At 71.9% G+C, this 22,231-nt stretch carries 19 protein-coding genes; 11 read left to right on the plus strand and 8 right to left on the minus strand.

Annotation, left to right across the window (positions count from 1 at the left end):
• Window positions 1-512: 512 nt before the first annotated feature.
• The 5 genes from JHN63_RS09895 (at window position 513) to JHN63_RS09915 (ending at window position 6,475) form a co-directional block, all read left to right on the plus strand.
• Window positions 513-1,274, plus strand: coding sequence for an SDR family NAD(P)-dependent oxidoreductase (locus JHN63_RS09895; RefSeq protein ID WP_200678904.1), 762 nt, complete (start codon window positions 513-515; stop codon window positions 1,272-1,274).
• 52 nt (window positions 1,275-1,326) lie between these two features.
• Window positions 1,327-2,370 (plus strand): zinc-binding dehydrogenase, encoded by a 1,044-nt coding sequence (locus JHN63_RS09900; protein ID WP_200678905.1) that lies wholly within the window; start codon window positions 1,327-1,329, stop codon window positions 2,368-2,370.
• A gap of 88 nt (window positions 2,371-2,458) precedes the next feature.
• On the plus strand, window positions 2,459-3,943 hold the full coding sequence (locus JHN63_RS09905) for an MFS transporter (RefSeq protein WP_200678906.1): 1,485 nt from the start codon (window positions 2,459-2,461) through the stop codon (window positions 3,941-3,943).
• A 288-nt stretch (window positions 3,944-4,231) separates the two neighbouring features.
• Window positions 4,232-4,897, plus strand: a complete 666-nt coding sequence (locus JHN63_RS09910; protein WP_200678907.1) for a response regulator transcription factor — start codon at window positions 4,232-4,234, stop codon at window positions 4,895-4,897.
• Between the two features lie 303 nt (window positions 4,898-5,200).
• The gene (locus JHN63_RS09915) at window positions 5,201-6,475 is read left to right on the plus strand and encodes a sialidase family protein (protein WP_307781861.1); all 1,275 of its coding nucleotides are present in this window, start codon (window positions 5,201-5,203) and stop codon (window positions 6,473-6,475) included.
• A 105-nt stretch (window positions 6,476-6,580) separates the two neighbouring features.
• Here the strand turns inward: JHN63_RS09915 and JHN63_RS09920 are convergent, their stop codons facing one another.
• The 4 genes from JHN63_RS09920 to JHN63_RS09935 are packed head-to-tail and all read right to left on the minus strand — an operon-like array spanning window position 6,581 to window position 10,344.
• On the minus strand, window positions 6,581-7,246 hold the full coding sequence (locus tag JHN63_RS09920) for a response regulator transcription factor (RefSeq protein WP_200678908.1): 666 nt from the start codon (window positions 7,244-7,246) through the stop codon (window positions 6,581-6,583).
• Complete coding sequence (locus JHN63_RS09925; RefSeq protein WP_234476380.1) at window positions 7,243-8,577, minus strand: sensor histidine kinase; 1,335 nt, start codon at window positions 8,575-8,577, stop codon at window positions 7,243-7,245. Before JHN63_RS09925 ends, JHN63_RS09920 begins: the two co-directional genes overlap by 4 nt.
• Before the next feature lie 25 nt (window positions 8,578-8,602).
• Window positions 8,603-9,424 (minus strand): ABC transporter permease, encoded by an 822-nt coding sequence (locus JHN63_RS09930; RefSeq protein ID WP_200678910.1) that lies wholly within the window; start codon window positions 9,422-9,424, stop codon window positions 8,603-8,605.
• Window positions 9,424-10,344, minus strand: coding sequence for an ABC transporter ATP-binding protein (locus tag JHN63_RS09935; RefSeq protein WP_200678912.1), 921 nt, complete (start codon window positions 10,342-10,344; stop codon window positions 9,424-9,426). Before JHN63_RS09935 ends, JHN63_RS09930 begins: the two co-directional genes overlap by 1 nt.
• Before the next feature lie 492 nt (window positions 10,345-10,836).
• On the opposite strand from JHN63_RS09935, the gene JHN63_RS54225 reads away from it, so the two are divergent.
• Window positions 10,837-12,477 carry a DUF4132 domain-containing protein gene (locus JHN63_RS54225; protein WP_200678913.1) on the plus strand — a complete coding sequence of 547 codons (1,641 nt, stop codon included), beginning with the start codon at window positions 10,837-10,839 and terminating at the stop codon, window positions 12,475-12,477.
• Window positions 12,478-12,687: 210 nt separating this feature from the next.
• The gene (locus JHN63_RS09945; protein WP_200678915.1) at window positions 12,688-14,862 is read left to right on the plus strand and encodes a PQQ-binding-like beta-propeller repeat protein; all 2,175 of its coding nucleotides are present in this window, start codon (window positions 12,688-12,690) and stop codon (window positions 14,860-14,862) included.
• A 161-nt stretch (window positions 14,863-15,023) separates the two neighbouring features.
• Here JHN63_RS09945 and JHN63_RS09950 read toward each other — a convergent pair whose 3' ends face one another.
• Window positions 15,024-15,395, minus strand: coding sequence for a MerR family transcriptional regulator (locus tag JHN63_RS09950; protein WP_200678917.1), 372 nt, complete (start codon window positions 15,393-15,395; stop codon window positions 15,024-15,026).
• A 124-nt stretch (window positions 15,396-15,519) separates the two neighbouring features.
• Between JHN63_RS09950 and JHN63_RS09955 the strand changes: the two genes are divergently transcribed.
• Window positions 15,520-16,593 (plus strand): alkene reductase, encoded by a 1,074-nt coding sequence (locus JHN63_RS09955; RefSeq protein WP_200678920.1) that lies wholly within the window; start codon window positions 15,520-15,522, stop codon window positions 16,591-16,593.
• A 116-nt stretch (window positions 16,594-16,709) separates the two neighbouring features.
• Here JHN63_RS09955 and JHN63_RS09960 read toward each other — a convergent pair whose 3' ends face one another.
• Window positions 16,710-17,687 carry an aldo/keto reductase gene (locus JHN63_RS09960; protein ID WP_200678922.1) on the minus strand — a complete coding sequence of 326 codons (978 nt, stop codon included), beginning with the start codon at window positions 17,685-17,687 and terminating at the stop codon, window positions 16,710-16,712.
• Window positions 17,688-17,890: 203 nt separating this feature from the next.
• On the opposite strand from JHN63_RS09960, the gene JHN63_RS09965 reads away from it, so the two are divergent.
• The 3 genes from JHN63_RS09965 to JHN63_RS09975 all read left to right on the plus strand — a co-directional run bounded on the left by JHN63_RS09965 (window position 17,891) and on the right by JHN63_RS09975 (window position 20,117).
• A complete protein-coding gene (locus tag JHN63_RS09965) occupies window positions 17,891-18,781 on the plus strand; it encodes a helix-turn-helix transcriptional regulator (protein WP_200678924.1) in 891 nt (296 codons plus the stop codon).
• A gap of 78 nt (window positions 18,782-18,859) precedes the next feature.
• Entirely contained in the window at window positions 18,860-19,165 is a 306-nt protein-coding gene (locus JHN63_RS09970; RefSeq protein WP_200678925.1) for a hypothetical protein, read from the plus strand.
• A 172-nt stretch (window positions 19,166-19,337) separates the two neighbouring features.
• A complete protein-coding gene (locus tag JHN63_RS09975) occupies window positions 19,338-20,117 on the plus strand; it encodes an SDR family NAD(P)-dependent oxidoreductase (RefSeq protein WP_200678926.1) in 780 nt (259 codons plus the stop codon).
• Window positions 20,118-20,204: 87 nt separating this feature from the next.
• Here JHN63_RS09975 and dacB read toward each other — a convergent pair whose 3' ends face one another.
• Together dacB and JHN63_RS09985 are read right to left on the minus strand one after the other, a co-directional pair.
• Window positions 20,205-21,479, minus strand: coding sequence for a D-alanyl-D-alanine carboxypeptidase/D-alanyl-D-alanine-endopeptidase (dacB, locus tag JHN63_RS09980; protein WP_307781862.1), 1,275 nt, complete (start codon window positions 21,477-21,479; stop codon window positions 20,205-20,207).
• Window positions 21,480-21,629: 150 nt separating this feature from the next.
• Window positions 21,630-22,229 (minus strand): hypothetical protein, encoded by a 600-nt coding sequence (locus JHN63_RS09985; protein WP_200678928.1) that lies wholly within the window; start codon window positions 22,227-22,229, stop codon window positions 21,630-21,632.
• Between the last annotated feature and the right edge of the window lie 2 nt (window positions 22,230-22,231).

A 22,231-nucleotide genomic window follows, 5' to 3' on the forward strand; every position in this document is an offset into this window, starting at 1 on the left:
CCGGGAAGAGTCCGTGCCCTCCGACCAGGAGGTCCGGTCCACCAGGATGTCTCACAGAGGCCCCCCATCCGCCTCACAGCAAGCCGGCACACCAGCACGGAGGTAGGACCCCCACACAGCACCGCACGGCGCGACTCCGAAGCGAGCGCCCGTGACGACCGGAACGGCCCGCGAGTACGCCGAGGTCTCGGCCGCCGGGCTCGTCGTCTCGCACATCGGCCACGGCACGGACCAGCTCAAGCCCGGCTGACCGGGCGTCCGGCCGGCAGCCCGCCGGGCAATTCCCGCAACGGCCGACAGACCGGGGCGCCATGAGCGGAGGCGTCCCCCGGAGCGCCGACCCCGTGGGGACGGAGACCGGCGCTCTCCCCGGATCCGGCGGCGGACGGACATCTGGTCCGCCGCCGGATCCGAGATCTCCTACGACGCCGCGACCCGACGGAACCGGCCGCCTCTCCCCTGCACGGAACAGCCCACACCCACCTGGACAAGGACAAGAAGGAGCACCCGCCATGAGCACAGGTCTTGAAGGGCGCAGCGTGATCGTCACCGGCGCCGGGTCCGGCACCGGCCGGGCCGCGGCCGTGCGGTTCGCGCGGGAGGGCGCGTACGTGCTGGTCGCGGACCTGAGGCGGGCAGCGGCCGAAGAGACCGTCAAGGCGGTCGCGGAGATGGGAGGAACCGCCCTCTCCGTGGTCGGCGACCTCAGCGACCAGCGGGTCGTGGACCAGGTCGTCGACACCGCCGACGAAGCCTTCGGCGGTGTGGACGTCCTTGTGCACACCGCCGAGATCATGGACCGGTTGTCGGTCGTCAGCGAGACCGACGACGCCGAGTGGTACCGCGTCATCGAGGTGAACCTGACGGCACCGTTCCTGCTGACCCGTGCCGTGCTGCCGCACATGATGGCCGAGGGGCGCGGCTCGATCGTCTTCACCGCGGCCGAGGCCGGGCTGCGCGGCAGCATCGCCGGAGCCGCCTGCACCGCCGCCAAGCACGGCGTCATCGGGCTGGTCAGGTCACTCGCCGTGACCTACCTCGGGGTCGGTATCCGCACCAACGCCATCGCCCCGGGCGGCACCGGTACCGGCTTCCCGGGCGCCGCCGTGTCCGAGGTCCACGGTGACAACGTTCTCGCTCCCCGCTTCGGCGGTACCGGACGCGTCGCCACCGTCGAGGAGCAGGCCGCCGCCATCGTGTTCCTCGCCTCCGACGGCGCCGCCCACATCAACGGCACCGTCCTGCCCGTCGACGAGGGCTGGTCCGCCGCCTGACGAACCGTCAACCCCCGCCCGTATTCAGCAAGTTTCAGAAAGAGAGCTCCTCATGGCCACGATGAAGTCCGTGCGGACCGGTGGCGTCGGCAAGATCGAGACCGTCGATGTCGAGCGGCCGGTGCCCGGTCCGAAGGACGTGCTGCTGAAGATCCGCGCCTGCGGTATCTGCGGCACCGACGTCACCTTCCTCCACATGGGCGGCATACCCGCCAGGGCGCATCTGGGCGGGGATCTCGTGCCCGTGCCGCTGGGTCACGAGCCGGCCGGCGAGATCGTCGAAGCGGGTACCGAGGTCGCCGACCTGAAGGTGGGCGACCGGGTGGTCGTCAATCCGCAGGACGCCCCGACGGGACTCATCGGCTGCGGCGGGAGGTTCGGCGGGATGAGCGAGTACCTCCTCATCGAGAACGCCGTCGCGGGCAAGAGCCTCGCGGTCTTCCCCGACACCGTGCCCTTCGCCGTCGCCGCCCTCAACGAGCCGATGGCGGTGGCCCGGCACGCCGTCAACCGCTCCCAGGCGGCCCCCGCCGACAAGGTGGTCGTCTTCGGCGCCGGGCCGATCGGCCTGGGCGCGGCGATCTGGCTGAAGCTGCGCGGGGTCGGGCACGTCGTCGTCGCCGACGTCATCCCGTCCCGTCTGGACACCGCGCTCGCCGTCGGCGCGGACGCGGTGATCAACTCGGCCGAGGAGGACGTCACCGCGCGCCTGACGGAACTGCACGGCCAGGCCGCCAACGCGCTCGGCCAGCCCCGCGCGGGGACCGACATCTACATCGACGCGGCCGGTGCGCCCGCCGTCTTCCAGGCCGCCGTCGACTCCGCGAAGTGGGGCGCCAGGCTGGTCATGGTCGCCGTACAGAAGAAAGGCTCGGACGTCGACCTCGGCGGCATGCTCCGCAGCGAACTGACCCTCGTCGCCTCGCAGGGCTACCCCACGGAGATCTTCGAGGTGACCCCCGAGATCGTGGAGCACCACGAGCGCTTCGAGAAGCTGATCAGCCACCGTGTCCCGTTCGCCGAGGCCGACCGCGCCTTCGAGCTCACGCTCACGCCGGGCGCCGCGGAGAAGGTCGTCGTCGTCTTCGACGAGTAGCCCGGGACGGCAGAAGACGTACCGGGTTCCGGCACTCGGATCTCCCCCTGCTCCCCCTCCTTTTCTTCCTTTCCGTGGAGGCCGTTCCATGTCCGACGTTCCTGCCCGGCCCGCAGCCGTCGGGCGCTCCGCCCCGGTGAGGTCGAACACGGTGGTGGCGGTGCTGGCCTTCGCCGGAATCGTCGTCTCGCTGATGCAGACGCTCGTCATCCCGATCGTCCCCGAGCTGCCCCGACTCCTCCACGCCTCCGCGTCGAACACCGCCTGGGCGGTCACCGCCACCCTGCTCGCCGCCGCCGTCGCCACCCCGGTGATCGGCCGCCTCGGCGACATGTACGGCAAACGCCGCATGCTGCTGGTCAGCATCGTCCTGCTGATCGCCGGCTCGGTCGTCTGCGCGCTGAGCGACTCCGTGGTCCCGATGATCGCCGGACGAGCCCTGCAGGGTCTGGCCGCCGGTGTCATCCCGCTCGGCATCAGCGTCATGCGCGACGTGCTGCCCGCCGAGCGGCTGGCCGGCGCCACCGCGCTGATGAGCGCGTCCCTCGGCGTCGGCGGCGCGCTCGGCCTGCCCTCGTCCGCCTTCATCGCCGACAACTTCGACTGGCACGTACTGTTCTGGACCTCGGCCGCCCTCGGCGCCGTCGCCCTGGCGCTCGTCCTGGTCCTCGTACCCGAGTCGGAGGTCCGCACCGGCGGACGCTTCGACCTGATCGGCGCCTTCGGCATGGCGGTCGGCCTGATCTGCCTGCTGCTGGCCGTCTCCAAGGGCGGCGACTGGGGCTGGACGAGCGCCTCCACGCTCGGCCTGTTCGCCGTCACGACCGTCGTACTGCCGGTCTGGGGCTACTACGAACTGCGCACCGGCCAACCGCTGGTGGATCTGCGGACCACCGCCCGCCGCCAGGTGCTGGTCACCAACCTCGCCTCGGTGGCGATCGGTTTCTCGATGTTCGCGATGTCCCTGGTGCTGCCGCAGGTGCTCCAGCTGCCCGAGGCGACCGGCTACGGCCTCGGCAGATCCATGCTGGCCGTGGGTCTGGTGCTGGCCCCGCAGGGCCTGGTGATGATGACGATGTCCGCCGTGTCGGCACGCGTCACCAAGGCCAAGGGCCCGAAGACCACCCTGATGTGCGGTGCCGTCATCGTCGCCGCGGGCTACGGCCTGAGCCTCGTGCTGATGTCCGAGGTCTGGCACATCACCCTGATCGCCTGCACCATCGGCGCCGGCATCGGCTTCGCCTACGGCGCCATGCCCGCCCTCATCATGGACGCCGTACCCGCCGCCGAGACGGCCGCCGCCAACAGCCTCAACACCCTGATGCGGTCCATCGGCACCTCCTTCGCCGGTGCCATCGCCGGCGTCGTCCTCGCCCGGATGACCACCGACTTCGGCGGCCACCCGCTGCCCGCCGAGAACGGCTTCAAGGTGGTGATGGCCATCGGCGCGGGCTCGGCCCTCCTCGCCTTCGTCATCGCCGCCTTCATCCCACACCGGCCCGTCGCCCCTCAGGAAGGGCCGGTCACCGACGGCCCGGCGGACACCTCGGAGGTCGCCGAGGCGAAGGTCTGATGCCTCACCGACCGTGGATGCCGCCGACGCCGAAGGGGATGGAATCGTGAGCAGGACCGTGCTGCGAGAGCGGGCCCGGGAAGCGCTGTCGGCACTGCGGCACGTCGTGCGCGGCATCCGTCCGCCGATCTCCGGTCACAGCGGAACCGGGCACCCTTCGGCCCAACTCGACTGCTTTGGCGCCCGGTTGGGAGTCGTCGTCCGGGACGAGGGGCAGGGAGACGCGGACGCGCCCGATCGGGGTGGAACTCCCGTGCCCCCGGTGACCGGAACCGGGGAGGCGCCGTCGTGAGAGTGGTGATCGCCGAGGGCAACGCCCTGCTCCGGCAGGGGATCGTCCTGCTGCTCAGCTCGGCCGGGCACGACGTCGTGGGCGTGGTCGGTACCGGCCCCGAGATTCTGCCCGCGCTCCTCGAACACCGCCCGGACGTGGCGGTACTCGACCTGCGGATGCCGCCGGAATTCCGCGACGAGGGGCTGCGTGCGGCACTCGAAGCACGGCAGCGGATCCCCGGACTGCCGGTGCTGGTGCTCTCGCGGTGCGTCGAGGAGTCGTACGCGGCAAAGCTGCTGGCCGACGGCGCGAGAGGGGTCGGCTACCTGGTCAAGGACCGGGTGGGCCGGGTGGACGAGTTCCTCGACGCGCTGGAGCGGGTCGCGGCCGGCGGCACCGCTCTCGATCCCGCGGTGGTGGGCGAACTGCTGACCCGCCGACGGGACTCGCCGCTGGACCTGCTGACGCCGCGTGAACGCGAGGTGCTGGCGCTCATGGCCGAGGGCTACGACAACGTGACGATCGCCAAGACCCTTGTCATCGCGGCACGTTCGGTCAGCAAACACATCGGCAACATCTTCCTCAAACTGCGGCTGCCACCGAGCGACAGCGGCCACCGCAGAGTGCTGGCCGTGCTGGCGTTCCGGAACAACTCCCAGGCGAGCGGCAGCAGTCACTGAGGCCGACGGCTATTCCCTCCACCTGGACTGGTACTGCGGTACCACGCCATCGGGCCAATTGTCTCCCGCGGTCCCACGGACCCGGCAGCGAGTCTCTCTAGCCTGAGCGGGCCGGATCACAGCAAAGCGAAGAGCAGCCGGTTTACCGCCTGGCGCAGCCGAGTCGGCCGCGGAGGACAAAAGAATTCTGCTCTACCGGACGTGGAAATCGAGGATCACATGGTGCTGTTCAGAAGTTCTTCCGCGACATTAAGCGCGGCGGCATTCTCCGCACTGTTCCTGATATACGGAACACCTTCCGCCGTGGCCTCGCCGATCGGCGCGGGCGACGCGGCCATTCACGAAGTCGACGTCACCGACATGCCGGCCACCAAAGAGGGCCAGCCGACGGTCGCCGTCAACCCGAGAAACCCCAAGAACCTCGTCTTCGTCTCGACGATCTTCCCGCCGTCACCGGGCCTGGAGCCGGTCGACGGCGGCTGCTTCCTCGCCTACTCCGACGACAGGGGCGACACCTGGACCCAGGTGGCGTGGCCGCTCGGCACGGCCGCGCCCAAGTGCGGTGAACCGAGCGTGCAGTTCGACGCGAAGGGCACCGTGTACGTGGACAACAACCAGGTCAGCTCAGGCCTGGCCGCGAACCTCGTGAACCACAACCAGGTCGCCAGGTCGACCGACGGCGGCCGGACTTGGACCGACCCGGTGTCCACACCGCTGCTCCTCGGCGGCGCCCCGAAGATGCGGGTGGACGCCGCGACGGGCAAGGTCTACGCGGTCGCCGGGGCGGCCTGGGAGTACCCGAGCGCCGTCTCCGTCAGCGCGGACGGCGGCAGGACCTTCAGCGGCGACTCGCGGGTGATCCCCGGTCCGATGCCCTGTATCGAGGTGGCACCGGGCATCCCGCTCGTGTGCGGCTACCCGGGACGGGAGATCGCCGTGTACGGCGGGATCCTAGTGTCCGCGTCCCAGGAAGCGGGCCAACCGGTGAACTTCCACGTCAGCCGTGACGACGGCAAGTCGTGGACGAACACCACCGTCAAGGACGGCCAGGGAAACCCGGTCGCGGCGGGCACCGGATCCCTGGTGCCGGTTCCGGCTCTGGGTGCGGCGGCCGACCCGGTCCCGTGGGCGGCTGCCGACACCTCCCACCGGGGCCGGTTCGCCGTCATGGTGCCCCGGGACTCCAACACGCTGGACGTCTACGTCACCGCGGACGCCGGCAAGAGCTGGACCGGACCGACGACGATCGCCGCGACGGGTGCGTTGCGGCCGGCGATCGACTTCGGCGCCAACGGTGACCTGGGGGTCATGTGGCGGACCACCACGGGCGACGCGTTCTCGGCCGTCTCCTTCGACCACGGACGCTCGTTCAGCGACCCGGTGCAGGTCAACCACGTCACCGAGCCGGTCGGCGAGACGGGCCCGCCCGGTGACCGCTGGTCGGGCATCACGCTGACCGACAAGTACGCCTACGTCACCTGGGCCGACGGGCGGAACGACTCCTCCCTCGACTCGATCATCAGCCGGGTACCGCTGAAGCTGTACAAGACGCGGACCGCCTCGACGTCGACCGGCTGAGACCCTCCGAGACCCTCTGAGACCTGAAGCCTGACGCACGGCAGTGTGCCGCCGGATCACCTCGGCGGCACACTGTCATGTCTACGACATCCAGGGGCGCGGCGCTCACTGCCGGGGCGTGACCAGTCCCGCGTCGTAGGCGATGATCACCGCCTGGATACGGTCCCGGGCACCGAGCTTGGCCAGCACCCGGCCCACGTGCTTCTTCACCGTGGACTCGGTCAGCACGAAGCGTTCGGCGATCTCGGTGTTCGTCCAGCCCGTACCGATGGCGACGAGCACCTCGTGCTCGCGTTCGGTGAGCGTCGCCAGCCGCGGGTCCTCACGAGGCCCGGCATCGGGCGCCAGGACGTCGTGGGCGTGGGCGTCGAGCAGCCGGCGGGTGAGCCGGGACGACACGACGGCGTCGCCGGTCGCGACCGCCTGGATCCCGGCGAGGAGTTCCGCCGGTTTGACGTCCTTGAGCAGGAAGCCGCTGGCCCCGGCGCGCAGCCCGGCGTAGGCGTACTCGTCGAGGTCGAAGGTGGTCAGGATCAGCACGCGGGTACGGCCGCCCGCCGCCACGATCCGGCGGGTCGCCTCGATGCCGTCGAGACCGGGCATCCGTACGTCCATCAGGACCACGTCGGGGCTCAGCTCGGCCGCCATGCGCACGGCCTGCGCGCCGTTGTCGGCCTCGCCGACGACGCTCACGCCGGGGGTGCCGTCGAGCAGCATCCGGAAGCCCATGCGGGGCAGCGGCTGGTCGTCGGCGATCAGGATGGTGGTCATGGCGTGCTCTCTCCGGAGGTGGCCTGGGCGGACGGATCCAGCAGGACGTCCACGATCCAGCCCTGGCCGTCGTCGCGTGGTCCGATGGTCGCGGTGCCGTCGTAGAGCGCGGCCCGCTGGCGGATGCCCACCAGGCCGTGTCCGCTGTCCCCGCGGGAAGCCGTGGACGGTCTCCGCGACAGCGAACCGGTGTCGGTGACCCGGACGCGCAGCAGCTCGCCCTCGACCGTGACCGTGACGTCGGCCGTGGCGCCGGGGCCGACGTGTTTGAGGGTGTTGGTCAGGGCTTCCTGCACCACGCGGAAAACCGTGAGCTGCACGCCCCGGCCCAGGGCGTCGACCGGGCCGACGGTGCGGTAGGCCACCGGCAGACCGGCCGCGCGGACCCGGTCGAGCAGGGTGTCCAGGTCACGGACGCCCGGCTGCGGGGACCGTGTGGCGTCCTCCCGCTCCGGGGACTCGCGCAACACCCCCAGCACGCGCCGGAGTTCGTCCATCGCCTGCCGGCCGGTGTCGCCGATCAGGTGGAGTGCCTGCTCGGTGCGGCCGGGGTCGCGGGTGGTGAGCACGGCGGCGCCGTCGGCGAGGTTGACCATGACCGACAGGTTGTGGCCGACGATGTCGTGCATCTCGCGGGCGATCCGCGAGCGCTCCGCCGCCGCCGTCAGCCGGACCCGCTGGTCGCGCTCGACCTCCAGCCGCGCCGCCCGGTCCCGCAGTGCGGACAGGTACAGCCGGCTGATCCGGACGGTCAGGCCCAGGGCCACGGCCCCGACGCCGGTACCGACGGACAGGACCAGGAAGGCCACCGGACTGTCCGTCGGGATCACGGTGACCACGAGCAGCACCCACCCCGCCACGGCCACCGGCAGCGCCCAGCAGATCGCTCGCGGCGAGGCGTGCAGAGCCAGGTCGAACAGGGCGATCAGCAGCACGGCGGCGGCCGCGGGCCCCAGACCCAGCGACCACATCACCGGGCACACCACGAGGCAGGCACCGAAGACGGCGGCGGGATGACGGCGCCGCCACCACAGCGGGACGACGAGCACGGCCGCGACGGCCAGCACCACACCGACCGGCAGCCCGGCCCCCACCGGGCGCGACACCGGATGCCCCGGGCTGTGCACCAGCAGATCCGGCGGCGCGGCGGCGGCCACGAGGACCACCACGATGGTGTCGAGGAGCCACGGCCGCCGTCGGTCGGCCGCCCGCAGCCGGCCCAGCACCCGCAGCAGCAGCCGCATCACGGGGTGCGCCCAGACAGCGTCCGACCCGGGCGAGAGCGCGGTCGACACTGCCCGGGCCGACCGGTCCCTCGTTCTGTCGTCCATCGGCTCCATCCTCGCGGACGGCCCCTCAGACGTCACTGCGGCGCAGCCGGTAGGCGGCACCGGCCAGCAGCAGTACGGCCCACACCAGCAGCGCCGTCACCCCCGCTCCGGGGCTGACCAGGGAGTCGCTCGACTCGTGCAGGGTCATCACCGACTGGCCGGCGTTGCTGGGCAGATACCGGCTGACGGTGTCCCCCAGGGAGCTGGGCAGCAGCCCGGTCAGGCCGGGCAGGACGAGGACCACACCGGCCAGGATCGCGATGCCCCCGGCGTTGTTGCGCACCAGCAGCCCGACCGTCACGCCGTACACACCGACCAGACCCAGGTACACGCCCGCGCCCAGCAGGCACCGGAAGACTCCGGCGTCCCCGAGGGACAGCGCGATCTTCTCTCCGTGCAGGGCGGCGCTCCCCAGCAGGAACGAGACGAGGGCGCCCGCGGTGGACGTGACGAAGGCGATCGGGCCGTAGACCGCGCACTTCGCCCACAGCACGGGCAGCCGGCCCGGCACCGCGGCGAACGTCGAGCGGACCATGCCCGTGCTGTACTCCCCCGCCGACAGCAGGACACCCAACGCGCCGACGGCCAGGGCCGCGAGGTTGGTGCCGGCCAGCGCCAGGGTCAGCGCCGCGCCGGAGTCCGCGTCCTTGCCGCCCAGCGGGCCGTCCGGACTGTAGAGGGCGGCGGCGATCGCCCCGATGGCCACCAGGAACAGCACGGCCACCCCCAGCGTGATCCAACTGGAGCGCAGCGACCAGAACTTGGACCACTCGGAGCGGACGACCCGCCGACCGGTGACGCGATACGCCGTGCGAGGCGCGGTGGTTGTGATGGTGCTCGCGCTCATCAGGCGGCCCTCCCGGCGTCGATGCTCTGGTACTCCACGGCGTCCTGGGTGAGTTGCATGAACGCCTCCTCCAACGACACCGATTCGGCGGCCAGTTCGTACAGCGGCACCTGGTGCTCGGCGGCCACTTCCCCGATCCGCCGGGTGTCCAGGCCGGAGACGACCAGCCGCTCGGCGCCCGTCGAGGTGACGGTGACGCCGGGGCCGGCCAGCAACGAGCGCAGTCGCGCGGGTTCGCCGGTGGCCACCCGCACCCCCTTGTCCTCACTCCGCTCCACCAGCGCGTCGACGGTCGTCTCGGCCAGCAGCCGCCCCCGCCCGACGACCACCAGCCGGTCGGCGGTCTGCGCCATCTCGCTCATCAGGTGCGAGGACAGCATCACCGTGCGGCCCTCGGCGGCCAGCCCGCGCAGCAACTCCCGTACCCAGCGCACGCCTTCGGGGTCGAGCCCGTTGACCGGCTCGTCGAGCACGACGACCGCCGGATCACCGAGAAGCGCGGCGGCGATACCCAGCCGCTGCCCCATCCCCAGCGAGAACGCCCCGACCCGCTTGTGGGCCACGGCGTGCAGACCGGCCAGATCGATGACCTCCTCCACCCGCCGCCGCGGCACACCATGGGTGTACGCCAACGCCATCAGGTGGTTGAACGCGGAGCGGCCCGGATGCACGGCCTTCGCCTCCAGCAGCACCCCCAACTCCTGCAAGGGCGCCCGGTGTTGGGCGTAGGGCTTGCCGTTGACCAGGGCCGTGCCACTCGTCGGCGCGTCCAGACCCACGATCATCCGCATGGTGGTGGACTTGCCGGCCCCGTTCGGCCCCAGGAACCCGGTCACCTGCCCCGGCGGCGCGGTGAAAGTCAGCCCGTCCACCGCCGTCTTGTCCCCGTAGCGCTTGGTCAGTTCACGAACTTCGATCACGGCGTCGCTCCCCGCTTCCGTCGGGCCCGGCATCCGGCCGGGTCACTGCTTCCGAGGCTAGGAGCGGCTACGGCACGACCCGTGGACCCGGAGGTCACAATGACCGCCGGTCACTGGTACCGCGGTACACCGGCAAGGTCGTCATCCCGGGCACAGCGGGGCGGCGCCTGTGCCGGTGCGGCCGCGGACGTCGAGGAACTGGGTTCCGATCTCGTCGCCCGCTCCGGAATCTGCCCCCGGAGACCTCCGTGCCGCGTCAACCGGCTTGCTTCTCAAGGAAGTTGGCAACAAGGACGGGCGGGCGGCGAGGATACTTCCGGCACCGGGCGGGGAAAGGCACCGACGGAGGTGGGGGCCATGTGGGCATGGTGGGCGAGAGACCGGTCGTTTCCTCACCGGACCCGGGACGATGCCGTGGTGCCGCCTCTGCCCCAGACCCTGCGAAAAGCCGCGGCCCGTGCTCGCCACCGTGACCTCGGGTGGCATCCCACGGTGGACGAGGACATCCGGCGCGGCATCGTCCTGGTCCCGGCCGATCCCTCCCAGTGGAGCCACAGCCACCGTCTCGTCGACTCCCTCGAAACGCAGGACCGCCGACGGCTGGGACTGGCGCTGCTGAGCGACCCGCACGGCACCGGGGACATCTGTATGGAGGCCGCGCTGACGCGGCACCCGTGCGGCTGGTCCCCGGAGGAGACCGGGGAACTGCTGGCTCTCGCCCTGGTGGAGGTCGATGACATCCCCTACGGGTTCCGCCGGGTGTGCCGGTCCCTGGGGTTGCCGCTCGCCGCGGTGGGGGAACAGGAACCGTCCGAGCGGGCCCGCTACCGGCCCCAGGTGCGCTCCATCCTGCTGAGCGCCCGCAACCACCACCACTCGGCCCGCTCCGAGCGGTGTCGGTGGCATCTCTCCGTCGAGGAGGCCGCCGACCTGCTGGGCTCGCCGTACGACCGCGAGGTCCTCGAGCGCCTGCCCCGGGTCCTCCCCGACCAGGGAGACATCAGCAACCGGGCATTGACCGCACTGGGCACGCTGGTCTTCGAACCCGGTGTGCTGGACCTGCTCGCCGTACTCCTCACCATCGACGGTTTCCGTCCGGCCCAGTCCTGGCTCGGCCAGGTCCGTGAGCGGCTGGAGCTGCTCCCGATCGCCCCCGAGGTCGTGAGCGCCCTGCTGCGTATGGACACGAGTTACTCCGGCCGCACGACCGAATCGGCACTCGGCAAGCGGACGCCCGTCCTCGACGAGGCGAAGCTCACGGCCGGAGCCGCCTGGGCCGCCTGCCTCAGCGGGGACCCGGCCCTCATCGGGCTGGTGGCCCCGCAGGCGCTGGGCCGCGGCCTCGACCGGCGGCTTCCGGGGCTTCCGGGGCTTCCGGACCAGGACATCCTCCCGGCGCGGGCGGCCGTCACCGCCCTGAGTGCCGCGGCCGGCATGCCGGGGCTGGGACGGCATCGCAGGGCACTGTCAGGGCTGCCGCCCGAGGCGGCCGCCGCGGCACGCGCCGCCCTGGACGCGATCGCCGACGCGTTCCTGTCCGAAGGAGCCCGCGAGTTGGCCCTCGGCCACCACACCGCCCACCTGGCCGTACGCCCGGACGGCTCGGTCGGCGTGGAGATCCGCACCGACCGGGGAGAGGAGGTGACGTCGTACGGAATGCGTCACTTGAACGGGAGGTACGTCCTGGAGCTGACCGCTCTGCGGCTACGGCTCCCGGGCTTCGCCGCGCAGGCCGATCGCGAGCGTGGCGCGCTCGCCGAACTCCTCGCCACCGGCGCCGTACTGACCGGTGAACAGCTCGGCACCCGCTGGCTCGACCACGACGTCGCCGGTCCGCTCTCCCAGGCCCTGGTCTGGGAGGCGGACACCGCCGCCGGCACCTTCACCGGGCTGCCCGTGCGCGGCCCCGGCGGCCGGTGGCTGTTGCGTGACATCCCGGGTCGGACGCACGAGGTCACGGCCACCGACACACTGCGTCTCTGGAACCCCGTCCACGCCGATCGGGCACAGGCCCGCGCCTGGCAGGTCCATCTGGAACTCGGCGGCCAGAGACAGCCCGTTCGCCAGGTGCCCCTACGACGGGGTTCGTCCCGCCGCCCGGTCGGGGACACCGAGCCACCGCGATCGTCCTGACCCCGACGCACCTCCGCGGGACCACGGAAACAGGCCGGCGGATTCATGCCCTACGACACCGAGCGGTTCCGCGGAGACCAGGCGGCGGCTGCCCGGCCCATCGCCGGGCCGCCCACCTGCTCGGCGATGTCCGGCGGTCGGTCAGCAGGACGGCCCAGGCCCTACTCTGATCCCCGTCAGACAGACAGGCCCCGGGAAGGATGATCGGCGATGACGCCCCTGAACACCGGGGATCCGGAGTCCATAGGCGGTTACACCCTTCTCGGCCGGCTCGGGGCGGGCGGCATGGGGGTCGTCTATCTGGGCGTCTCCCCCTCGGGACGGCAGGTCGCGGTCAAGGTCGTACGCGGGCCGTACGCGCAGGAGGAGGAGTTCCGGACGCGCTTCCGGCAGGAGATCGAGGCGGCGCGCAGAGTGAGCGGCGCCTTCACCGCGCCGGTCGTGGACGCCGACCCGGACGCCGACCAGCCGTGGATGGCGACGCTCTACGTGCCTGGGCTCAACCTCGCCGAAGTCGTGCGGAAGGACGGCCCGTTGAGCCTGCGGGAGGTGCGCGCGCTGGGGCTGGGGCTCACCGAGGCGCTGCGCGACATCCGGCGGGCGGGCCTGGTGCACCGGGACCTCAAACCGGGCAACGTCCTGATGACCGAGGACGGGCCGCGCGTCATCGACTTCGGCATATCGCGGGCTGCCGACCACCAGAGCCTCACCACGACCGGGCGGATGATCGGCACTCCGCCCTTCATGTCACCGGAGCAGGTCTCCTCCCCCCGGGACGTCACCCCGGCCTCGGACGTGTTCTCGCTGGGGTCGGTGCTGGTGTTCGCGGCCGTCGGCACGGGACCGTTCGACGCCGACAGCCCGTACATAACCGGCTATCAGGTGGTGTTCGGGACCCCGGACCTCGACGGCGTGCCCGAAGCGCTCCTCGCCATCGTCGAGCGCTGCCTGGACAAGGACCCGGCGGCACGGCCGGAACTCACGGACATCCACCGCATGCTCCGGGCGCTGCCGGAATCCGACGCCATCGGGTCCCCGAGGACCGGGCAGTCCGTGAAACCCCTGCGCGGACCCACTTCCCTGAGCGCGGTCGCCACCCCCACGGGCACCGCGACCGGCACCGGCACCGGTATCGACACCGGCAGGCGACCTCGAACCCGGACGCTGCTCACCGCCCTCGGTGCGGTGCTGGCCGTCACGGGGCTGTGCGTCGGAGTGGGTGTCTTCGTGTTCGCTGCGGACACCGCCACCCCGACCGCCGCCGACACGGCCACGGCCACGGCCACCGCCCAGGCCGCGTCGTTGCCCGCCGGCTGGCGACCGTGGCAGACGACGTTGCACGACGACGTGAAAGGCATCCCTCTCGACTACGACAGCCTTGGCTGCGTGGCGGAGGGAAGCGCCCTGTTCTGCGGCGGTACGGGTTTCACAGCGGCCAGGATCGACGCGGCCTCCGGCCGCACCCGGTGGCGGACGGGCACCCGCCCGCAGGGGGTGCGGCCGATCGGCGTGCGCGACGGGCTGGTCTATGTGTACGAGGATCCGGACGACAACACCAGGCGTGTGGTGGCCGTCGACGCCACGACCGGGCAGCGGCGGTGGCAACGCGACATCAGCAAGTCCGAGGACGTGGTCCTGTACGACGGCGGACTGCTGACCCTGTCCCCCGACCACGCGTCGTTCGTGGCCTACGGGCCGTCCGGCAAGGAACTGTGGCAGGCGCCCTCGCTGGACGAGTACTGCACTCCGTCGGCACTGGGAGGCGCCCCCTACGCCCTGTGCTCGCAGGGCGACGAGCCCGGCCAGGCCCCGGTCGAGCTGATGCGGCTCGGACCCGACAGCCTGGACGGGACGGCCACGCTGCCCCGGAAGGCGGAGGCGCTCGGCGCCGTCGGCGGGCAGCCCCTGTTCCTCGCCCCCCAGACCGCGAAGGACGTGTACGAGGCCGGGTACGAACGGCCGTACAACGCGCTGCTGCGGGTGGCCCCGGAGAGCGGGCAGGTCCGACGGACACCGCTGGCGCGTCCGCTGACCGGCGCGGCCACCCTGGTGGACGGCGTCGTCTACTTCGTCCGGTCCGACGGATCGGTCACCGCGGTGTCGGCGGACAGCGGCAAGCGGCTCTGGCAGCGGACGACGGACATGGAGAGTCTGTCCGCGCCCGCGGTGTCGGCGACGTACAAGCGGGTCTACTTCTCCAACCGCTTCGGCCGTCTGCTGGCCCTGGACAGCCGCACCGGGGCGGAGGTCTGGCGCACCTCCGCGCTGGACGACCCCGGGGACAAGGTGCAGAGCTACCCGCCGGGCGTGCTGCTCGTCAAAGACGCGATCGTGGCGACGGCCGGCGACACGGCCTTCTCCCGGAGCCCCGACGGGCCCGGCTGACCGGCCGGGACGATCTCCGCACACGTGCGTCACAGGTAGCTCTACCAGGTCGGGGTGGCCGTCGCCGGGGACGGCGAGCCGACCGTTGGACGCACGGGAGCACCGAACCGCTCTGCCCGGTACCCGAGTCGGAGTCCCACCGTCCGCCCGGTGCCGGCTGCTCACGCGGCGGTCCGGCGGCCCTCCCGGTCGGCCCGGGCCGCGGTGATCAGGCCGTCGAGCGCGTCGCGGGTGTTCAGGAGTTCCTCGATGTGGGCGGAGAGGCGGTCGCGTTCCTGGGCCATGCGGTCCAGCGCGGAGGCGGAGTTCTCGTCGCTGGGCGCGTAGCGGCACGGCATCAGTTCGAGGATGGTGCGGCTGGACAGCCCGGCCACGTACAGGCGCTGGATGAAGTCGACGCGTTCGATGTCGTCGTGCGTGAAGTGCCGTTGCCCGCCGCCGCTGCGGGTGCTGACGAGCAGTCCCTGCTCCTCGTAGTAGCGCAGCGAACGGACACTCACTCCGCTGCGCGCCGCGAGTTCGCCGATCCGCATCTCAACTCTCCTGACGGTGACGGGGGTTCAGGACTTGCATCTCACATTGATGTCAGGTTTTAGCGTACCGGTCGGGCCCGCTCTCCCCGGGCCTTCGATGCGCACCGTACGGAGGAGTTCCGGCATGACCACGCTGTTCGACCGCCACCGCCTCGCCGCCCTGGAGCTGCCCAACCGGGTCGTGATGGCCCCGATGACCCGGGTCCGCGCCGCGGCCGGCGGGCTCGCGACCCCGTCCATGGCGGCCTACTACGCCCAGCGGGCCACCGCCGGGCTGATCGTCACCGAGGGCGTCCAGCCCAGTCTCGTCGGGCAGTCCAACCCGGGCACCCCGGGCCTGTACACCGACGAACAGGTGGCTTCCTGGCGGCCCGTCACCGACGCCGTGCACACCAACGGCGGCCGGATCTTCGCCCAGATCATGCACGGCGGCCGGGTCTCGCACCCCGACACCACCGGCCTCCAGCCGGTCGGGCCGTCCGCCGTCGCCGCCGTGGGCGAGGTGTTCACCCCGACCGGACCACAGCCCGCGCCGGTTCCGCGCGCCCTGGACCTCGCCGAGATACCCGAGCACGCCCGCTCCTACGCCGAAGCCGCCCGCCGCGCCCTCGACGCCGGCTTCGACGGCGTCGAACTCCACGGCGCCAACGGCTACTTGATCTCACAGTTCCTGTCGTCCAACGCCAACGTGCGCACCGACTCCTACGGCGGCCCGATCGCCCACCGCATCCGCTTCGCCGTCGAGGCGGTCGCCGCCACGGTCGACGCGGTGGGCGCCGAGCGCACCGCGATCAGGCTCTCCCCCGGCGGCACCTTCTGGGGCGTCGAGGAGACCGAAGTGCCGGAACTGTACGCGGCCCTGCTCGCCGAACTCGCCCGCCTCGACCTCGCCTACGTCCACCTGGAGGCGACCGCCGAGGAGGAGGTGCTGGTCGGACTGCGCCGCGCATGGCCGGGCAACCTGATCGTCAACCCGGTGGTCCCGATGGGCCCCAAGCAGGCCGACCGGGCCGCCGCCGACCACTGGCTCGGCCTCGGCGCGGATCTGATCAGCTTCGGCCGCGCCTTCCTCGCCAACCCCGACCTGGTGGAACGCCTCCGCACCGGCCTGCCGCTCACGCCCGCCGACCCGGACACCTACTTCCAGGGCGGCGACACCGGCTATCTCACCTACCCCGCCTACCAGCACGCCGCCTGACGCGCCCCACAGGCCCCGGCACGAGGCCGGGACGGCCGTCGTCGTCGCGGCCGTCCGACGCCTCTCCCCCGCCACCACGGTGAGGACCGGTGCCGGTGCCGGGCGGGGGCCGACGGTCAGCGTTCGAGCATCCGTGTCTGGGCCTCGGTGTGGGTGGCGCCCGCGGCGGGCGGCAGGCTGCTGAGCTTGGCGAGCTGCTCGGCGGTGAGGGTGACGGCGTCGGCGGCGGTGTTCTCCTCGACGCGACCGACCCGCTTGGTGCCGGGGATCGGGGCGATGTCGTCGCCCTGCGCGAGCAGCCAGGCCAGTGCGATCTGGGCGGGTGTGACGCCGACCTCGGTGGCCAGGGCCTTGACCTCGTCGGCGAGCGCGAGGTTGTGGCCGAAGTTCTCGCCGGTGAAGCGCGGGTTGTCGCGCCGGAAGTCGGAGTCGTCGAACTGGTCGGTGGAGCGGATGGCGCCCGTCAGGAAGCCGCGGCCCAGCGGGGAGAACGGCACCAGGCCGATGTTCAGTTCCCGCAGCACCGGCAGCACCCGGTCCTCGATGCCCCGCGTCCACAGGGAGTACTCCGACTGCACCGCGCTGACCGGCTGGACGGCGTGCGCGCGCCGGATCGTGTCCGGGCCCGCCTCCGAGAGGCCGAACGCCCGCACCTTGCCCTCGGCGATCAGCTCGCCCACCGCGCCGGCGGTCTCCTCGATCGGCGTGTTCGGGTCGACGCGGTGCTGGTAGTACAGGTCGATGTGATCGGTGCCCAGCCGCTGGAGGGAGCCCTCGACGGCGGCACGGATGTTGGCGGCGCTGGAGTCCTGGTTCCAGGCGCCCGCACCGGCGTGCGAGACCAGGCCGAACTTCGTCGCCAGCACCACCTGGTCCCTACGGCCCTTCAGCGCCCGGCCGATCAGCTCCTCGTTGGTGTAGGGGCCGTAGATCTCGGCCGTGTCGATGAGCGTGACGCCCAGTTCCAGCGCCCGGTGCACGGTCCTGATCGACTCCGCGTCGTCGGTGCCGGAGCCGGTGTAGCCGTGGGACATGCCCATCGCGCCGAGGCCGATCCGGGAAACCTCCAGGTCACGCAGTTTGATGTAGTGCATGTCGCCCTCTCCGGTTCGTTGCGGCGCCGGATCCCCCCACTCTCGCCGGGCGCGGCGGACCGTGCCCGGGGGCGGGGTGTCGGCGTGCTTCCCCTTCACCTTCGCCCGGATCACGGCGGTGTGGCAGGGCGGGCTCTTCAGGGGTAACGACAGGGCCCCCCTCTCCCCTGCGCGACACCTGGGGAGCGGGCGAGACTGGGGACATGGCAACCGAGAGCGCGCACAGCGAGGGCGCCGAGCTGGGCCGCTATCTGCGCGCCCGCCGCACCCAGACCCGCCCCGACCACGTGGGCCTCACCGTCGGCACCGGCATCCGCCGCACCCCCGGGCTGCGCCGCGAGGAGCTGGCCACCCTCGCCGGCATCAGCATCGACTACTACGTGCGCCTGGAACGCGGCAAGGAGACCCGCCCCAGCCCCGCCGTCCTCGACTCGCTCGCCCGCGCCCTGCACATGGACGACCAGCAGCACCAGCATCTGCGCGAACTCGCCGCCCGGGCCGCCCGCTACGCCCCCGAACCGCCGCCCGCGCCCAGCCGCACCGTGCGCCCCCATCTCAAACTGCTGCTGGAATCCCTGCGCCCCAACCCGGCGTACGTCATCAGCCGCAGCATGGACCTGCTCGCCTGGAACCCCGGCGGCCTCGCCCTCTACGCGGGCCTGGACGACTGGCCGGCCAAGCAGCGCAACCTCGCCCGCTACTTCTTCCTGCACCCGGCGGCCCGCGAGCTCTTCCACGACTGGGAATGGCAGATCACCACCTGCGTCGCCCGCCTGCGCGCCATCGCCGGCACCGCCCCCGACGCCCCGGACCTCACCAACCTCGTCGGCGAACTCCTCCTCAAGAGCCCCGACTTCGCCGGACTCTGGGAGCGCTACGAGGTCACCGGACGCAAACCCGCGAACAAGACCTTCCACCATCCCCAGGTCGGCACCCTCACCCTCACCTCCCAGTCCCTGCACATCGAAGGCACCCCCGGCCAGCGCATCGGCGTCTACACCGCCGAACCCGGCAGCCCCGACCACGACGCCCTGCTCCTGCTGGACATGACGGCCCCGCGACCGGCACAGCGCGCCACGCCCGAGCGGGCGTAAAGATCGCGTCTGATGTCGGCCCAGGCCCGGGTCCTCCCGTTGACCGCTCCATCGCGCCGCCCCACGATGGTCGCCGTGATGACTGTCGCCGATCTCGCCGCCTCGGCTCCGCCAAGTGCCCCTCCCAGTACGGCCGGTGCCGTCCTCTTCATCGTCGTGGGGGTCGCCCTGATGTGCGCGGGGATCGCCGTCGTCACCGACTACAAGGGCTTTGCGACCCTCCTCTACACGAAGGCGATGAGCACGCGGCGGAAGCGGAACAGGCCGCCGCGCATCTACGGCGGTCCCCCGGCCGGCGTGTCGAACTTCAGGATGTTCGGATGCGTACACATCCTCGGCGGCGGTGGCACGGTCGCCGCCGGTATCTACCTGCTCAGCAGGTAGGCGTACGGCAAGGCCGTTCGGCCGGTGGGCCAGCGGTGCACGGCGTGGTGGGCGCATGCTCATGTCGAGACGGTCGGCCCGCCGCACGCGGTGGCCCCGATCGTGCTCGACGCCGTCAGGCACACCCGCCGGCCGGCAGGTGTGCGGTGCAGCAGCGACAGGAGGGCTCACGATGGATCTCGGGCTGAACGGACAGGTGGCCGTGGTCACCGGTGCCAGCAGGGGGATCGGGCTGGCGGTCGTGCGGGCGCTGGTCGCGGAGGGGGTCACGGTCCATGCCGGGGCCCGGCACTCCTCGGACGGCCTGGAGGAACTGGCCGCGACGGGGAGCGTGCGGGTCGTACCGGTCGACCTGGGCGCGGCGTCGGGACCCGCGCGGCTCATCGAGGCGGCGGGCGACCGGATCGACATCCTCGTCAACAACGTGGGAACGGCTCCGGCCCGCACCGGAGGATTCCTCTCGGTCACCGACGAGGAGTGGCTGACCACCCTGAACCTCAACCTGATGGCGGCCGTCCGTACGACCCGCAGCGCCCTGCCGGTGATGCTCGCCCGGGGGCGGGGCTCGATCGTGAGCATCTGCTCGGTCAACGCGGCGCTCCCCGACCCCGCGGTCATCGACTACAGCGCCTCGAAGGCGGCCCTCGCGGGCTTCTCCAAGGCCCTGTCCAAGGAGGTCGGCCCGAAGGGGATCCGGGTCAACACCGTCAGCCCGGGGCCGGTCGAGACGGATCTGTGGCTGGGGGAGGGCGGGGTCGCCGCGACGGTCTCCGAGGCGACCGGCCTGAAACCCCAGGACGTCATCGACAACGCCGCGCGGACCACGGTCACCGGCCGTTTCTCCCGGCCCGCCGAGATCGCCGACGTGGTCCTGCTGCTGGCCGCCGACCGGACGGCGAACGTGACCGGCGCCGACATCACCGTCGACGGGGGCTTCATCCCCACGTGGTGAGCACACCGGAGAAGCGCGGCAGGATCGTGCCGCACGTGGGAGACGGCGACCACGGCCGACTCCCACGGGGGCTCCGCGGACGCGGTGCTACCAGCAGCCCTCGACCGTCGCCGCGAGCCCGTCCAGGCCCTGGGTGACGGAGGCCGTCGGTGCCGTGCCGTTCTCCACGAACGCGAAGCTCTTCCAGCGGCCGTCCGCGCCCTTGGCGACCCCGGCCAGCGCGGAGACATCGCTCAGCGTGCCGGTCTTGGCGTCGACCTTTCCCACGGCGCAGGAGGCGGGGGCGCTGGTGAAGCGGCCGTAGGAGGTGCTGAGGGTGCCGTCGACGCCGGCGACCGGGAGGCCCGCCAGGATGGGCCAGAGTTTGGCCTGGTGGTGGGTGTCGACGGCGAGGGCGGCGATGGCGGAGAGCGCGTCGGCGGTCATCCGGTCGCTGCGGGAGAGGCCGCTGCCGTCGTACTCCTTCACACCGGTGAGCGGGATGCCGTACTGGACGAGGACGGCGTGCACCGCGGCGGCGCCGCCCGCGAAGGTGGCGGCCCGGCCCTGGCCTAGCGCGGTGAGGCGGAGCAGGCCCTCGGCGATGTCGTTGTCGCTGTGCTTGAGCATGTACTCGACCGTCGTCGACAGCGGCTTGGAGGTGTGCGTCGCTACGACCGTGATGCCCGCCGGGGCCTTGGCGCGCGCGGGTGCGCCCACCGTGACGCCCTGGGCGGTGAGTTGCCGGGCGAAGTACTTGGCGGCGGTGAGCGCGGTGTCCGAGGTGTTGTTCCCCTCGATGCGCAGGGCGCGGACCGGGGCGACGGTGTCCGGGTAGTAGCCGCTGTTCCAGCCGGTGGCGAGGCTGGGGGCGGCGAAGAGGTGGTCGTCGAGCATCAGCCGTACCGAGTGCAGGCCCTTGGCCTTCAGGGACTTGGCGGCGGCGGTGGCGAGGCTCTTCAGGTCGGCGGAGCTGAGCTGCTGGTCGCCGCCGCCGACCAGGTACACGGTGCCGGAACGGTAGACGGCCTTGGTCTGCACGGTGTGGCCCGGGCCCAGCACGGTGAGCGCGGCGACCGCGGTGGCCAGCTTGTTGGTGGACGCGGGCATCAGCGCGTTCGTGGGGTTCGTGGACCACACCTTCTGCCCCGAGACGACGTCCCGGACCTCGCCGCCGACATCGCTGCCCAGCTCGGCGGTGCCGATGCGCTGGTCGAGCTTGCCGGCCATCGCCTTGTCGGCGGGCGTCAGCGCGCTCGTCGCCGACGCGGAGGTGGCGGTCATCGCCATCGCGGCCACCACCGGAACGGCGATCACGGCCACCCGCTGCCCGCTCTTGCCGAGTTTCCCGTTCCTGCCACGCGGAAGCGCATGCCTACCCACAGCGTTCTCTCCTTCGTGTCGCCGGTACGTCCGTACGGCGACCATGTGACCAGCGGCCCGAGACCGGCCCTGGCGCGTCTCGTCTTGGTTCTGTAACCAGGAACAGATCCTGATCCAGGAACAGATCTTGAACCAGGTACAGGTGTTGAACTAGGTACAGGTCTTGTCGAAGGCGTCCGCGCGCCACACGGCACGGCCCGTCACCGCCACCGTCACCTCGGCGGGTGCGATGTCCGGGCTGACGGTGAGGAAGGCGTCGGCCACGGTACAGAGCAGTTGGCGGGTGGCGAGCGAGGTCAACGGGCTTTTGAACGCGGGCAGTTCGACCGTCACCGCACCGCCCGCGATACGGACGGCCGGTCTCCCCCACTGGAGCGACGGGAACTCGCTGGTCACCCCCTTGGCCCGATAGACCTGCCCCGGCCCGCCGGCCAGCAGCCACACCGCCAGCTCCACGTCGGACCGCACCGCGTCGGACTGCACCGCGTCGGCACGTCGCTCCGGATATCCCAGCGCGGCCTTGAGATCGGTGTCCGGACCGCCGTCGTCGGGCAACGCCGTCAGCCCACCGTCCCGCACGAAGTAGACCATCGTGTCCCGCCCGATCCCGGTGGCGGACTCCCCCACGGGCACCACTCCGCTCGCGGGCACCCCGCAGGAGGTCAACAGCAGCCCGGCCGGGAGCAGCAGCGCGGCGAGCCGGAGTCGACGGCGTGCGGTCCGGCGGCGGGCAGCCGCCGTAGATGTCATGG

Origin of the sequence: Streptomyces sp. MBT65, from assembly GCF_016612545.1 — a bacterium.
Lineage (GTDB): Bacteria > Actinomycetota > Actinomycetes > Streptomycetales > Streptomycetaceae > Streptomyces.

Excerpts from the sequence above, each read along its gene's own strand:
- JHN63_RS09895 (WP_200678904.1), top strand. The coding sequence starts at position 513 with ATGAGCACAGGTCTTGAAGGGCGCAGCGTGATCGTCACCGGCGCCGGG.
- JHN63_RS09900 (WP_200678905.1), top strand. The coding sequence starts at position 1,327 with ATGGCCACGATGAAGTCCGTGCGGACCGGTGGCGTCGGCAAGATCGAG.
- JHN63_RS09905 (WP_200678906.1), top strand. The coding sequence starts at position 2,459 with ATGTCCGACGTTCCTGCCCGGCCCGCAGCCGTCGGGCGCTCCGCCCCG.
- JHN63_RS09920 (WP_200678908.1), bottom strand. The coding sequence starts at position 7,246 with ATGACCACCATCCTGATCGCCGACGACCAGCCGCTGCCCCGCATGGGC.
- JHN63_RS09925 (WP_234476380.1), bottom strand. The coding sequence starts at position 8,577 with ATGGACGACAGAACGAGGGACCGGTCGGCCCGGGCAGTGTCGACCGCG.
- JHN63_RS09930 (WP_200678910.1), bottom strand. The coding sequence starts at position 9,424 with ATGAGCGCGAGCACCATCACAACCACCGCGCCTCGCACGGCGTATCGC.
- JHN63_RS09945 (WP_200678915.1), top strand. The coding sequence starts at position 12,688 with ATGACGCCCCTGAACACCGGGGATCCGGAGTCCATAGGCGGTTACACC.
- JHN63_RS09950 (WP_200678917.1), bottom strand. The coding sequence starts at position 15,395 with ATGCGGATCGGCGAACTCGCGGCGCGCAGCGGAGTGAGTGTCCGTTCG.
- JHN63_RS09955 (WP_200678920.1), top strand. The coding sequence starts at position 15,520 with ATGACCACGCTGTTCGACCGCCACCGCCTCGCCGCCCTGGAGCTGCCC.
- JHN63_RS09960 (WP_200678922.1), bottom strand. The coding sequence starts at position 17,687 with ATGCACTACATCAAACTGCGTGACCTGGAGGTTTCCCGGATCGGCCTC.
- JHN63_RS09965 (WP_200678924.1), top strand. The coding sequence starts at position 17,891 with ATGGCAACCGAGAGCGCGCACAGCGAGGGCGCCGAGCTGGGCCGCTAT.
- JHN63_RS09970 (WP_200678925.1), top strand. The coding sequence starts at position 18,860 with ATGACTGTCGCCGATCTCGCCGCCTCGGCTCCGCCAAGTGCCCCTCCC.
- JHN63_RS09975 (WP_200678926.1), top strand. The coding sequence starts at position 19,338 with ATGGATCTCGGGCTGAACGGACAGGTGGCCGTGGTCACCGGTGCCAGC.
- JHN63_RS09985 (WP_200678928.1), bottom strand. The coding sequence starts at position 22,229 with ATGACATCTACGGCGGCTGCCCGCCGCCGGACCGCACGCCGTCGACTC.